Origin of the sequence: Staphylococcus sp. GDY8P126P, assembly GCF_017891965.1 — a bacterium.
GTDB classification, from domain to species: Bacteria; Bacillota; Bacilli; order Staphylococcales; family Staphylococcaceae; genus Staphylococcus; species Staphylococcus saprophyticus.
In genome coordinates this window covers 210,060-223,374 of sequence record NZ_JAESKG010000003.1, presented here as the reverse complement: position 1 = coordinate 223,374, position 13,315 = coordinate 210,060, and the positions used below count along the sequence as shown (strand labels likewise).

Here is a 13,315-nt window from a genome sequence, read left to right as displayed (position 1 = left end):
CAAACTTTCTCTTGATTTATTAAGAGAAAGTTTTTTTATACATATAAGTACGTTGAAACAAATTTTTAAGGAGTGAAAGTATTATGAGAAAATGGTTTATTTTAGGTTCATTGTTTGTGTTAACGATTATACTAGCAGCATGTGGTAAATCGAATGGTGAAAAAGAGGATAAGGAAATTACGATTGCTGCTTCGCCAGCCCCCCATGGCGTCGTACTTGAACATGCAAAAGAAGAAATGAAAAAGAAAGGCTATGATTTAAAAATAAAAACAGTTAATGATTATAAGGTTCCTAATAAATTATTAGATAAAGGAGATGTTGATGCGAATGCATTTCAACATACACCGTATCTTAAAGCAGAAAAGAAAGACCATAATTATAAAATAGAAGAAGCCGGGAAAGTGTTCACGACACCGATGGGCGTTTATAGTAAAAAATATAAAGACATTAAAGATATCCCTAAAGGTTCTACCATTTATGTATCAAACAATCCTGCTGAAGAAGGTCGTTTCTTGTCATTCTTTGTTGATAAAGGCTTAATCAAAATTAAAAAAGGTGTCAGTATTGAAGATGCTAAGTTTGATGACATTGTAGAAAATAAAAAAGATTTGAAATTTAATAACAAGCAAGGTGCGGAATTCTTACCTAAAACTTATAATAGTAAAGAAGGCGCAGCAGTGATAATGAATTCTAATTATGCGATTGATAATGGTCTAACACCACATAAAGATGCAATTGCTATAGAAGGAAAATCATCACCATTTGCGAATATTGTTGCCGTACAAGAAGGACATAAAAACGATAAAAAATTCAAAGAACTTATGAAAGTTTTACAATCTAAAGAGATGAAGAAATTTATAACTGATAAATATGGACAAGATGTTATTCCGTATGAAAAATAAATAATCATGTAATATATAGATTGAAGAGGAAGGTGATTCGATTATGTCTAAGCTAGGTATTATTGGTTTAGGAAAAGTGGGTACGCAAGTACTTACAGATGTACAGCAACTGAATTTGTTTTCAGAGATTATTTTAATTGATGATAGAGCGGACGTGGCAAGTGGTGAAGCACTTGACCATATTCACTCGCAAGGACTGATAAATACTGCACATATCAAGATTCGTAGCGGTGTCTATCAAGACTTAACGGATGCAGACTTTATCGTCATAGCTGCGAGTGAAGCAACCGATAAAAATAATGGTGACCGTACATTATTAGCGCAAGGAAATCACGACATCATTAAGGGCATAATGTCCCAAATAGCTGAAGTGACGCAAGAGGCGGTTGTGATTCTGATATCTAATCCTGTAGATTCTATGGTTTACTTTGCAAATCAAATAGATTACCCAGCCCATAAAATTATTGGTACGGGTACGGCTCTAGAGACATCAAGATTTAAAACAATTATAGCCGATCATTATCAAATTGATCCAAATAATGTGGAAGCTTTTGTCATTGGGGAACATGGTCAACATGCAATCCCCGTATGGAGTAAAGTGCATATTCATGGTATGGAACTATCGGAATTTGAGGCATTAAGTGATCGTCCAGCAATTGATAAGTCACACATCTCGTCCATTATCAACGAAGTGTCGATGGATGTTTTTTATCAAAAAGGGTGGACCAACGCAGCGATATCAAAAGTGACATCATTTTTGATACAGTCCATTGCATTGGATCAGAGAACAATTACACCATTGACTTCCCTGAGTGCAGAATATGGCTTAGAAGATGGTGCATTTAGTTTACCAACATTAATAGATAAAAAGGGTATTGTTCAAAGATTTGCGATAACATTAGACAAAGAAGAAGAACGCCAACTTAAAGAAGCATATGAATATATTAGACAAACGATTCATACAGCACAACAATAGCGATTAAAACATTCAAACACGCATTCATTAGATATTTTCTTTTGAATGCGTGTTTTTTATATTTAAAATAAATGCTTATCTTGTTTATCAATCCGGTAATGGCTACAATATACTTAAATATAGCGATGAATAGAAGGTTGTAGGAAATTACACTGAGGTTAGGCTTCGGTTTGTGTGAGGTAAGTATTCTGAGACGTGTAAAAAAGGCAGGGCCATAGTGATATGGCCCTGCCTTTTTTATGAGTATGTGTGATGTCACACTTTAGCGTTACATCATAAACGTAGTAATATTGCATAAGAATCACTAAGGAAATTTCTAACATTAATTTCCAAGTGAAATTAAGGAATACAAAAGAAAATCTTTTGCATAAGAATCACTAAGGAAATTTTTAACATTAATTTCCAAGTGATTCTTTAAAACCGTTATCGAGATCAGCAATAATATCATTAATGTTTTCGGTACCTACAGACAATCTAACTAGTTCTGGTACTACGCCGGAAGCTTTTTGATCTTCTGGTGATAATTGTAAATGTGTAGTACTAGCTGGATGAATGATTAATGATTTTGAATCACCTACATTCGCTAAGTGGGAAAATAGATTTAAACCGTCAACAAATTTGGCGATATCGTCTACCGCACCATCTATGCCAAAGGTCAATATAGCACCTTGGCCATCAGGTAAATATTTTTGAGCGAGTTGATGATAAGCGTTATTTTCTAAACCTGGATAGTTGACCCAAGTTACTTTTGGATGTTGTTCTAAATATTGTGCGACACGTAAAGCATTTTCAGAGTGTCGTTCTAAGCGTAAGTGTAGTGTTTCTAAACCTATTAAGAATTCATGGACATTAAAGGGTGATACTGCAGAACCTAAATCACGTAACAACTGTACACGTGCTTTAGTAATATAGGCAGCTTCGCCAACATCTTTAGTATAAGAAATACCATGATAACTTTCATCGGGTTCTACTAAACCTGGGAATTTTCCATTATCCCAATTGAATTTTCCACTATCTACGATTACGCCACCAATGGAAGTACCATGGCCACCAATGAATTTAGTGGCTGAATGTACTATGATATCTGCTCCAAATTCAAAAGGACGCAATAAGTAAGGTGTTGGGAATGTGTTATCAACAATTAAAGGAATGTTATGATTGTGTGCGATATCGGCTACAGCTTCAATATCTAACACATCAATGCGTGGGTTCCCAATGGTTTCAGCATATACTGCTTTTGTTTTATCTGTTATTGCATTTTTGAAATTATCTGGATGACTAGGATCTACAAAATGGACTTTAATACCTAGTTTTTTAAAGGTGATATTTAAAAGGTTATAGGTACCTCCATATAAATTTGACGAAGCAACAATTTCATCGCCACTTTCTACAATATTTAAAAGTGCTAAATGTATGGCTGCTTGTCCAGAAGATGTAGCTAAAGCACCTACACCACCTTCTAATGCTGCAATCCGTTCTTCAAAAACATTTTGTGTAGGGTTCATAATTCTTGTATAAATATTGCCATCTTCCTCTAAAGCAAATAACTTTCTCGCATGTTCAGTATTATCAAAGACATAACTAGATGTCTGATAAATTGGTACAGCACGTGCTTTTGAAAAATCATCTACTACTTGCCCGCCATGAATAGCTAAAGTATCTAAATGCCAAGGGGTTTGAGTCATATGATAAAACCTCCATATAATTTCTAAATTTTCTGATAATTAAAACTATACAAGAGCTAATTGGCTATTTCAAGTATGCTTACTAAAAAAGTAGGAATTATATTATTATACTTTATTATCTTGAAAATGAAATGATTGCAAATAAGAACAAAAGGATTTATAATTCTTATCGGTATAGTAAGGTATTGTGGAGAGAAAGGCATTATGGAGGGAAATAATGATTGCTTTTGATTTAATTGGAAATACGCCATTAGTATTGTTGGAGTCATTTAGTAATAAAGATGTACAAATTTATGCCAAGTTAGAACAGTATAATCCTGGTGGTAGTGTGAAAGATCGATTGGGAAAACATTTAATCGAAACAGCAATAAGAGAGAATATAATCCAAAAAGGTGATGTCGTTGTAGAGGCGTCTGCAGGAAATACAGGGATTGGCGTTGCAATTGCTGCTAACCATTATGGCGTCAGTGCTGTGATTTTTGCACCTGAAGGTTTTTCTGAAGAAAAGATATCAATTATAAAAGCGTTAGGTGCTGAAGTCATCAGAACAGATCAAACTTTAGGCATGGCAGGTGCACAAAAGGCCGCACGTGATTATGAACTGCAAACTGGTGCGTATTATTTAAATCAATTCGAATCTTATCGCAATCCTGAGACCTATAAATCTACAATAGGAAAAGAAATAACAGATAAGCTTAAAGATATTGATTATTTTGTAGGTGGTGTTGGTTCAGGAGGGACTTTTGCTGGTGTTGCTGAACATTTAGCAGCATCATATCGTACCGAAAGTGTCATCGTAGAACCAGAAGGCTCTATTTTAAGTGGCGGTAATGCGCATAGTCATGATATTGAAGGAATCGGTTCAGAAAAATGGCCATCGTTTCTACCTAGAGCATTGGTGTCAGATATTATAAAAGTGAGTGATGACGCCGCTTTTCAAAATGTTAAATTATTAGCAAGACAAGAAGGTCTTTTAGTAGGTAGTTCTTCTGGAGCAGCATTGCAAGGCGCTCTAGAAATTAAAAAACATATTAATAAAGGTGTCATTGTAACCATTTTTCCAGATGGCAGTGATCGATATATGTCAAAACAAATTTTAAATTATAAGGAGACAATCAAATGAATAAAAAAACACAATTAATTCATGGTGGACAAACAACAGATCCGTATACAGGTGCAGTTACAACGCCAATCTATCAAACAAGTACGTATATGCAAGATGGTATTGGCGATATGAGACAGGGATATGAATATTCACGTTCGGCAAATCCAACACGTAGTGCTTTAGAGGGGTTGATTGCAGATTTAGAGCAAGGTGAAAGTGGTTTTGCATTTGGTTCAGGTATGGCAGCTATTTCAGCAGTTATTATGTTATTAGATAAAGGTGACCATTTACTCATCAATTCAGATGTGTATGGTGGTACTTATAGAGCTTTAACAAAAGTGTTTAATAGATTTGGTATTGATGCTGAGTTTATCGATACGACAAATATAGAAGTTGTTGAACAATATATTAAACCTGAAACGAAAATGTTATACATTGAAACGCCGTCTAATCCTTTATTACGTGTCACTGATATTAAAAAATCAGCAGAAATTGCTAAAAAGCATCATTTAATTTCGGTTGTCGATAATACATTTATGACACCATATTTCCAAAATCCATTAACATTGGGTATTGATATTGTCTTACATTCAGCAACAAAATATATTGGTGGTCATAGCGATGTTGTCGCTGGATTAGTAGCAACAAGTGACGCTGAATTAGCTGAACGTTTAGGATTTATTCAGAACTCAACTGGTGGCGTGCTTGGACCTCAAGATAGTTATTTATTGATTCGTGGCATAAAAACGCTTGGATTACGCATGGAACAGGTCCAACGTAATACGCTTGCTATCATTGATATGTTACAACAACATTCAGCAGTGAAACAGGTATTCCATCCAAGTATCTCAGATCATTTAAATCATGATATTCATGAAGCACAATCCGAGGGCCATACAGGTGTTGTCGCATTTGAAGTCGCTGACATAGAAAGTGCTAAAAAAGTAATCAGTGAATCACATTATTTCACTTTAGCTGAGAGTTTAGGTGCTGTTGAAAGTTTAATTTCAGTACCTGCATTAATGACACATGCTTCAATTCCTAAAGATATTCGTGAAAAAGAAGGCATCGCCGACGGATTAGTACGTTTATCAGTAGGTATTGAAGATACAAAAGATTTAGTCGAGGATCTAGAACAATCATTAAACGCATTAGATAAATAGTATAAATTTCAAAAAGAAATGATATGCATATAGGCATAAGTTGGGAATAAGCTGAAATCAATTTAGAATTATTGATTTCAGGCTTATTCCCTTTTTATATATGGTTATATTCATCATTATTTGAGTTTGAAGTTTGATGTTGTGCGTAAGTATCGTTAAGTATATCTGAGTTAGTTTTTTGTAATTTACTATAACGACCTTTCGGTATTTTGTTTTCTGTAACCTCTACTTTAGGATAAATGAGTAATGGAATCAGTCCGATAATGCCAAAAATGATAAAGCTATATTGATAATTAAGTATATCAATTACAATACCAGCGATAGATGAACCTATGACTTGTCCAACCGCTAGAAGTAAAAAAGGTATGCCTATGCCAAGAGAAGCATTTTTGACAAACAGTTTGATTCCCCAAACCAGTAAAACACCGGTTAAGAAAATATAACTCAGGCCGAATAGTGATGACGCAACAAATGGCAGTAACCAAATGCTTGGCGTGAATGCTAATAATACACTAGCGCATGCTAATGCAATAACGCCAAAATTAAACGCGAAATGAATCTCTTTTTTATCGATAATTGAACCAGAAATACCACCAACTACACCAAATATGCCAATTAAAATCCAAAAAATAGAGAGTGCTATATCTGAATAATTGCCTGTTAATTGGACAAAGGATTTTGAGAAAGTCCAAAATGGTGCTGTAGATATACCGAGCAGTGTAGAGGCAGTGACGATACGTGTGCTCGCAGAAATATCTCTAATATTAAGACTACCTGTATGAATTTTAATATCTTTTTGAAGCTTCGGTATGACGATATAGTTCCAAAATAAAACAACCAATGCAATTAAAGCATATATTAAATAAGTATGACGCCAATCTAAAAATACAAGCATTGCTGTTATACCAGTAAACATTAAACCCATACTCGTTCCTGAATTAATCCAAGTATTTGCTTTACCTTGATCTTGAAGATTAATCCACAACGAAATGGTATAGCCATACGGAGGAGAAACGAGACCGGTGCTTGCACCTGTAAAAATAACACCGATAGATAGAATGATTGCATTGCTTGATACGCCAATAGTAATCAAACCAATGACTACAGAGATGCCAGCAAGTATAATCATACGTTTTGGACCAATCGTATCTGTCTGTAAAGTTGAATAAACGATTGTAAAACAATACGCTAAATAAAATAAAGACGAAATTAGACCAGCTTGAGATGCAGATAAAGATAAATCATTAGTAATGTCTGGTAAAAAGAGACCAAAACTAAAACGGCCTAATCCATAGGTCGTTGCGATCATAGCAATACCAGGGAATACAAGTTTTGAAAATTTCATTAATAGGAACCTCCTTTTATAGATAGAATGTTCATTCTACTTAGAACCAAAAAATATATAGAATGTTCATTCTACTTTTGCGCTAAAGATAACGAGTAAGTGCATTTTGTATTAAAATACTTCAAACTCGTTTGGAATTATTGATTATGTGCTTCATTTAATAATAACTTGGCCATTGTGATAGCATGCGAAGTCGCATCTTTAGAACCTAATAAAGCAGTCATAGAAGTTGTACCTTCTAAAAGCAAAGTATATTGAACGGCTAAATCATAACCATTTTCAATACCAGCATCATCAGCAAGTTTTTCTAAATAATGTAACAGTCTTTCTTTGTGACCTCTTGCTGTACTTTCAATCTCATTATCCGTGTCTGCATAATCCTCAATAGCACGCATAAACATATCACCTTTATACGAATAATCATTTAACCACTGACAATGCGCCGTGACTGCTGATATAAAAGGTTTTTCAGGATGTTGTTCAACGTGACTGTCTAGATAGTGCCAATAACGTGTTTCACGCTGTTTCAGTACTTGAGCCACTAAGTTATCTTTAGATTCAAAATGATTATATAGCGTCATCGTTGCGACATTAGCTTCTTGTATAATTTGCTTCAAACCTACACCTTTAAAACCATATTCATAAAATAGGCGTTCTGCTACACTCAAGATATCTTGTTTCTTTTGTGACATATATCTCACACTTTCAAAGTAGAATGGTCATTCTATTTAATTCTAGCAACGCACAATGAGAATGTCAAAAAAAGCGTAAAGCTCAATACACTTATCTGATTATAAAGTGTATTGAGCTTTACTAATAGCGTCGAATGATATTTGCATGATTTAGTTGTCGTAACTAAGCGTAGCTATTTCTTTGGAATGCCGATGACATGTCCGAGTTGTTTAGGTACGTCGAAAGTGTTTTGTTGATCAAAATAGTGTTTGATTTTTTCTTGGATGGGTTTAGGAAAGTCCATGCTTCGTCTTGTTTCATTGCCAACACCCATCATAATGGCTTCATATGTTGCATTGCGTTCATCGTTGCTATTATACATTGTTAAGAATAAATGTACTCTTTTGGCATCGTAATCGTAAATATGTACTTTAATATAGAAGGATTCATCGAGTAAAAGTTCTTTTAAAAATGAAATATGCGCTTCTATGCTGAACATTGTCACATCTTGACTATGACGATAATCTGTAGAGAAATCGATAGATTCAAAAAAGCCTACAACAGCATCACTGAAAATGGAATAATATTGCGCATCATGCATATGATTATTATTGTCTATCCAAGATGGCTGTACCGTATTTTTATAGATATATTCATCTGTCACAAAAATCACTCCTTTATTTTTTATAAGCCTGTACTATTGTATCAATTATGTATGAACAGAGTTAACAATTTGTTTTACGAGGCTTAAAAATAGTTAATTCTTTATAAAATCCATAATGTAAGATAGTATGATATTTAGCTTACTAGAAAAATTTACAACTGGAAAAGGGGGACATATATGGTATTGGTTGCCTTAATATTATTCATTATTTCTATTGTCTTTCTTATTTATTCTATTACATTATTAATGGGCAAAGATGGTACCATGTTTAGTTTGTTTACAAAAGAAGAAAAAGCATTAACTAAAGGACAAAAGTTAACCATCTATCTCATTACCATTGTATTATTTGTAGCAAGCTTAGTTTGGCTACTTAACCTGATTTAAGAAATAGACTTTGAACGTTAATAATATAACTGAACGCATATTCATAATAAAAAGGACTGGAAATGATTCCAGCCCTTTTTTTTAAAACTAATACTTTCTTAAAAAATCTACATCACGGTCAAAGATTTGTTTGACGACATAACATTGAACTGCAGTTATGATACTTTCAATCACTTGTGTTTTATTAGATAAGATACGAAGGCTGAAACCGTGAGTTGGTAAATGTGTGATACCAAAACGACAGTCATATTTATGTTGGAAGTGTTTAATTTCCTCATAAACTTGTTCAATAAATTTTTGATTTACGCTAGGGTGGATGAAATAACAAGAACCAAGGTGCGTATAATCTTCCATATAACCTAGACCATCTACATTTTGTTTCTGTGGATCGAGTAACATATTATCAAACGTTACCAATGCATCATCTACATATATTTCGTTTAGTAAGTGCATATACGTATAACTAAAGCGTTTGTCTGATTTGGAATAGCCTGGCGTAAGAATATCTGTATAGAATAGGGAAGCAGTTGATTCCAAATTGAATACATTGTGTTGATAAAATTTAGCGTTTTCAAAGGCTATAATGGGATCACCAACATATTCAGCATAACCATTATTTTTTATATTAAAGGTTTGGTATTGCTCGACATGATCATTCAATGTTTTATAAATTTTTGTGGCACCTTGTGAAGTTAATATAACTTTAGCATCAGAATCAATATTAAAATTCATCGTATAGCGGTCACCATCTAAGTATCCGCCACCTACGTTGACGATATAGAAGGTGGGGATATCAGATTGATTTAGATAGACTGGACGCATGACTTTTAAGGCTTTTTCAAAAAAGACATCTCTAGCAACAGATTTTTTACCATTGTTAAAAACGGATAAATCTAATTGTCCTGTCCAAGCTTGTTTGTTGTTAGACATTTAGGCTAATCCTTTAAGAAATACATCTTGTTCAATCCATTGTATGACTTCATCCAAGCCTTCGTCTGTTTTAAGATTTGTAAAAGTAAATGGTCGTTTCCCACGGAAGACTTTCGTGTCTTCTGCCATACGATCTAATGATGCGCCAACGTAAGGTGCTAAATCTGTTTTGTTAATGACGAAAAAGTCGGACTTAATCATACCCTGGCCACCTTTACGTGGGATTTTTTCCCCTTGGGCAACATCGATAATATAGATTGAAAAGTCGACAAGTTCAGGACTGAATGTAGCAGCTAAGTTATCGCCACCTGATTCTATAAAGATAAGTTCAATATCATCATTGCGCTCTTTTAATTCATCAATCGCTGCAAAGTTCATTGACGCATCTTCACGAATTGCTGTATGAGGGCAACCACCTGTCTCTACACCGATGATTCTATCTTCGGGTAAGACACCTGAATTCACTAATATTTTCTCATCCTCTTTAGTATAGATATCATTTGTAATTACACCGATACTCATGTCTTTCGCTAAGCGTTTGACAATTTTTTCGATAAGTTGCGTTTTCCCTGCACCAACAGGGCCGCCGACACCTATTTTAATTGTATCTGTCATAAAGCTTGTCCTCCTAAGATATAAAAATTCTTACATTTACGTTTTCATGTTCCATTTGATTGATTTCCAAACCTGGTGCTGTAATACCGAGCTGTGACGCAGGAATTGTCATGATATGGTCTCTTGTTTCTTTCATGATTGGAATCATCTTATGAACAATACGCTGTCCGGCAGTTTGTCCTAATGGAATTGCACGAACGGCATTTTGAGTGAGACTGGACACATTTTGATATAGATAATAGTCAATGATGGTTTCGATATCGACACCGAGATGGTGACCAAGCATTGTAAAGCAAATTGCAGGATGCAAGGATGCTTTTTTATCTTTCATTTGGGCATGATACCAATTAATCCAATCGCTATCATATAATTCAGACGCAAGTTTAACCATGCGATTTCCCATTTGTTTTGAACCTTGTCTCGTTTCTTTTGGTAAGTTTTGAACAAAAAGAATACGATCTAATTTCAATATTGCTTTTGTATCATTTTCATTTAGGGCATCATACACTAAACGCATTGTTAAACCATCTGCATATGTTAATTGCTCATTTAAAAATAACACAAGCCATTGTTGGAAACTTTCTTCGTCATGGACAGTATCACGCTGGATATATGTCTCAAGTCCAAATGAATGACTGAATGCGCCTGTTGGGAATTGCGAATCGCAAAATTGAAACAGGCGTAGGTGTGCATGATCAATCATGTGAATGTCCTATGTGTCTGAATGCTTTGTTAACTTTGCGGTCTTCATGTTCATAAGGAATACCTAGGTCTTTTAATAAAGATTCCACTAAGTAGTCATATTGAACGAGCATTTCAGTTTCTGTGAATTGTGCTGGTAAATGTCTGTTACCAAGTTGATGAGCGATATCTCCCATTTCTTGTAATGTACGTGGTTTGATTACCAGTAAATCTTCAGAATTTACATCAACAACAATCATATTTTTATCATCTTTATATAATATATCGCCGTATTGTAAATCAATAGGCTGTTTTAAACGGATACCTATTTCATTACCATGATCTGTTGTAACGCGTTGAATTCTTTTTACTAAATCTGAATTTTCTAGGTATACCTTTTCCATATGTTTACCTTTTTCACTATCTGAAAGATTAGCGATATTACCTACAATTTCTTCGATAATCATGATTTACCTCCTAGAATAAGAAATAGCGTTGTGTTAATGGTAATTCTGTAGCAGGTTCGCTTGTAATTTTCTCTCCATCAACAAAAACTTCATATGTTTGTGGGTCAACGTCTAAATCTGGTGTTGCATTATTGTTTTTCATATCTTTTTTACTTAATTTACGGATATTGTGCACAGGTCTTAATTTGCGTTTTAAGCCTAAAAGTTTACCAATATCGTTTTCATAAGCAGTTGTAGAAACAAAAGTCATCGATGTACTTTGGAGATTTCCACCTAATTGACCATACATTTTACGATATTTTAAAGGTTCTGAAGTAGGGATAGAGCCATTCGCATCACCGTTGATTGCAGCATTGATTAAACCGCCTTTAACGATGACATCAGGTTTAACGCCAAAGAATGCTGGTTCCCAAAGAATGATGTCGGCTAATTTACCTTCATCAATTGAACCTACATAGTCAGAGATACCATGTGTAATGGCTGGGTTAATCGTATATTTAGCTATATAGCGTTTAATACGATTATTGTCATTGTATTCACTGTCGCCATCTAATAATCCACGTTGTTCTTTCATACGGTGAGCAACTTGCCAAGTACGGGTAATTACTTCTCCGACACGTCCCATTGCTTGTGAATCAGAACTTACCATACTAAATACGCCCATATCTTGAAGTACATCTTCAGCTGCAATGGTTTCTTTACGAATACGTGAATCCGCAAACGCAATATCTTCAGGGATAGATGCATTTAAATGGTGGGTAATCATAACCATATCTAAATGTTCATCGATTGTATTTACAGTATAAGGTAACGTCGGATTTGTTGAAGAAGGTAAAATGTTAGCATACGCAGCAGATTTAATTAAATCGGGCGCATGACCACCCCCAGCACCTTCTGTATGATACATATGCAATACGCGATCTTTTACTGCAGCCATTGTTTCTTCCATGAAACCAGCTTCATTTAACGTATCTGCGTGCAACGCGATTTGTACGTCATAGTCATCTGCGACTTGTAAAGCATGATCAAGTGCTGAAGGCGTTGCACCCCAGTCTTCATGTACTTTTAAGCCGATTGCACCAGCGTGAATTTGTTCGACTAAAGCTGTGTGGTTTACAGCTTGCCCTTTACCAGTAAAGCCAATATTCAACGGTAATGACTCTGCTGCGAGTAACATACGATGTAAGTGCCATGGTCCAGGTGTGACAGTTGTCGCCTTCGTACCCTCAGACGCGCCTGTACCGCCACCGATATGTGTTGTGATACCACTTTCTAATGCAACTTGCGATTGTTCAGGGTTAATGAAATGGACATGTGTATCTATGCCACCCGCAGTTACGATTTTACCTTCAGCAGAAATAATGTCTGTTGTAGCACCAATAATAATATCTACGTTATCCATAATATCTGGATTGCCAGCTTTACCAATTTTCATGATATAGCCATTTTTAACGCCGATGTCGGCTTTGACAATCTTATCGTAATCAATAATCATCGCATTTGTGATGACTAAATCAGCAACTTGCTTGTCATCACGTGTGACATTTGGATTTTGTGCCATACCATCACGGATAGACTTACCACCGCCGAATGCAGCTTCATCTCCATATGTAGCGTAATCACGTTCTACGCGAGCAAATAAGTTTGTATCGCCTAATCTTACAGAATCACCAACAGTGGGTCCATACAGACTTGTATATTGGGATTGCGTCATTTTAAAGCTCAT

General features: G+C 35.0%; 14 protein-coding genes. 5 read left to right on the top strand and 9 right to left on the bottom strand.

Annotation, left to right across the window (positions count from 1 at the left end; genetic code table 11):
- Positions 1 to 83: 83 nt before the first annotated feature.
- Together KA893_RS06390 and KA893_RS06385 are read left to right on the top strand one after the other, a co-directional pair.
- Entirely contained in the window at positions 84 to 902 is an 819-nt protein-coding gene (locus KA893_RS06390) for a MetQ/NlpA family ABC transporter substrate-binding protein (RefSeq protein WP_011302237.1), read from the top strand.
- 43 nt (positions 903 to 945) lie between these two features.
- Positions 946 to 1,878, top strand: a complete 933-nt coding sequence (locus KA893_RS06385) for a lactate/malate family dehydrogenase (RefSeq protein ID WP_069821633.1) — start codon at positions 946 to 948, stop codon at positions 1,876 to 1,878.
- A gap of 395 nt (positions 1,879 to 2,273) precedes the next feature.
- On the opposite strand, the gene KA893_RS06380 is transcribed toward KA893_RS06385, so the two are convergent.
- A complete protein-coding gene (locus KA893_RS06380) occupies positions 2,274 to 3,563 on the bottom strand; it encodes a homocysteine synthase (RefSeq protein WP_069821632.1) in 1,290 nt (429 codons plus the stop codon).
- A gap of 217 nt (positions 3,564 to 3,780) precedes the next feature.
- Here KA893_RS06380 and KA893_RS06375 point away from each other — a divergent pair, with 217 nt between their 5' ends.
- Both KA893_RS06375 and KA893_RS06370 read left to right on the top strand, forming a co-directional pair.
- A complete protein-coding gene (locus KA893_RS06375; RefSeq protein WP_069821631.1) occupies positions 3,781 to 4,686 on the top strand; it encodes a PLP-dependent cysteine synthase family protein in 906 nt (301 codons plus the stop codon).
- A complete protein-coding gene (locus KA893_RS06370) occupies positions 4,683 to 5,831 on the top strand; it encodes a bifunctional cystathionine gamma-lyase/homocysteine desulfhydrase (RefSeq protein WP_041079437.1) in 1,149 nt (382 codons plus the stop codon). Before KA893_RS06375 ends, KA893_RS06370 begins: the two co-directional genes overlap by 4 nt.
- Before the next feature lie 94 nt (positions 5,832 to 5,925).
- Here the strand turns inward: KA893_RS06370 and KA893_RS06365 are convergent, their stop codons facing one another.
- From KA893_RS06365 to KA893_RS06355, 3 genes are all read right to left on the bottom strand, one after another.
- Complete coding sequence (locus KA893_RS06365) at positions 5,926 to 7,176, bottom strand: MFS transporter (protein WP_069821629.1); 1,251 nt, start codon at positions 7,174 to 7,176, stop codon at positions 5,926 to 5,928.
- A 137-nt stretch (positions 7,177 to 7,313) separates the two neighbouring features.
- Positions 7,314 to 7,868 carry a TetR/AcrR family transcriptional regulator gene (locus KA893_RS06360; protein ID WP_002482211.1) on the bottom strand — a complete coding sequence of 185 codons (555 nt, stop codon included), beginning with the start codon at positions 7,866 to 7,868 and terminating at the stop codon, positions 7,314 to 7,316.
- A 173-nt stretch (positions 7,869 to 8,041) separates the two neighbouring features.
- On the bottom strand, positions 8,042 to 8,512 hold the full coding sequence (locus tag KA893_RS06355; protein ID WP_037537560.1) for a thioesterase family protein: 471 nt from the start codon (positions 8,510 to 8,512) through the stop codon (positions 8,042 to 8,044).
- Positions 8,513 to 8,689: 177 nt separating this feature from the next.
- Here KA893_RS06355 and KA893_RS06350 point away from each other — a divergent pair, with 177 nt between their 5' ends.
- A complete protein-coding gene (locus tag KA893_RS06350; RefSeq protein WP_011302246.1) occupies positions 8,690 to 8,896 on the top strand; it encodes a hypothetical protein in 207 nt (68 codons plus the stop codon).
- Between the two features lie 87 nt (positions 8,897 to 8,983).
- On the opposite strand, the gene KA893_RS06345 is transcribed toward KA893_RS06350, so the two are convergent.
- From KA893_RS06345 to ureC, 5 genes are read right to left on the bottom strand one after another with little or no spacing between them, the layout of a single operon-like run.
- Complete coding sequence (locus KA893_RS06345; RefSeq protein ID WP_002482214.1) at positions 8,984 to 9,826, bottom strand: urease accessory protein UreD; 843 nt, start codon at positions 9,824 to 9,826, stop codon at positions 8,984 to 8,986.
- Complete coding sequence (gene ureG / locus KA893_RS06340) at positions 9,827 to 10,441, bottom strand: urease accessory protein UreG (RefSeq protein ID WP_002482215.1); 615 nt, start codon at positions 10,439 to 10,441, stop codon at positions 9,827 to 9,829.
- Between the two features lie 13 nt (positions 10,442 to 10,454).
- Positions 10,455 to 11,144 carry an urease accessory protein UreF gene (locus tag KA893_RS06335; protein ID WP_011302248.1) on the bottom strand — a complete coding sequence of 230 codons (690 nt, stop codon included), beginning with the start codon at positions 11,142 to 11,144 and terminating at the stop codon, positions 10,455 to 10,457.
- A complete protein-coding gene (ureE, locus tag KA893_RS06330; RefSeq protein ID WP_002482217.1) occupies positions 11,137 to 11,589 on the bottom strand; it encodes an urease accessory protein UreE in 453 nt (150 codons plus the stop codon). Before ureE ends, KA893_RS06335 begins: the two co-directional genes overlap by 8 nt.
- 10 nt (positions 11,590 to 11,599) lie before the next feature.
- Entirely contained in the window at positions 11,600 to 13,315 is a 1,716-nt protein-coding gene (gene ureC, locus KA893_RS06325; protein ID WP_002482218.1) for an urease subunit alpha, read from the bottom strand.

What these genes read in the sequence shown, in the direction of transcription:
- KA893_RS06390 (WP_011302237.1), top strand. Translation starts at nt 84, where the DNA reads ATGAGAAAATGGTTTATTTTAGGTTCATTGTTTGTGTTAACGATTATA.
- KA893_RS06385 (WP_069821633.1), top strand. Translation starts at nt 946, where the DNA reads ATGTCTAAGCTAGGTATTATTGGTTTAGGAAAAGTGGGTACGCAAGTA.
- KA893_RS06380 (WP_069821632.1), bottom strand. Translation starts at nt 3,563, where the DNA reads ATGACTCAAACCCCTTGGCATTTAGATACTTTAGCTATTCATGGCGGG.
- KA893_RS06375 (WP_069821631.1), top strand. Translation starts at nt 3,781, where the DNA reads ATGATTGCTTTTGATTTAATTGGAAATACGCCATTAGTATTGTTGGAG.
- KA893_RS06370 (WP_041079437.1), top strand. Translation starts at nt 4,683, where the DNA reads ATGAATAAAAAAACACAATTAATTCATGGTGGACAAACAACAGATCCG.
- KA893_RS06365 (WP_069821629.1), bottom strand. Translation starts at nt 7,176, where the DNA reads ATGAAATTTTCAAAACTTGTATTCCCTGGTATTGCTATGATCGCAACG.
- KA893_RS06360 (WP_002482211.1), bottom strand. Translation starts at nt 7,868, where the DNA reads ATGTCACAAAAGAAACAAGATATCTTGAGTGTAGCAGAACGCCTATTT.
- KA893_RS06350 (WP_011302246.1), top strand. Translation starts at nt 8,690, where the DNA reads ATGGTATTGGTTGCCTTAATATTATTCATTATTTCTATTGTCTTTCTT.
- KA893_RS06345 (WP_002482214.1), bottom strand. Translation starts at nt 9,826, where the DNA reads ATGTCTAACAACAAACAAGCTTGGACAGGACAATTAGATTTATCCGTT.
- ureG (WP_002482215.1), bottom strand. Translation starts at nt 10,441, where the DNA reads ATGACAGATACAATTAAAATAGGTGTCGGCGGCCCTGTTGGTGCAGGG.
- KA893_RS06335 (WP_011302248.1), bottom strand. Translation starts at nt 11,144, where the DNA reads ATGATTGATCATGCACACCTACGCCTGTTTCAATTTTGCGATTCGCAA.
- ureE (WP_002482217.1), bottom strand. Translation starts at nt 11,589, where the DNA reads ATGATTATCGAAGAAATTGTAGGTAATATCGCTAATCTTTCAGATAGT.
- ureC (WP_002482218.1), bottom strand. Translation starts at nt 13,315, where the DNA reads ATGAGCTTTAAAATGACGCAATCCCAATATACAAGTCTGTATGGACCC.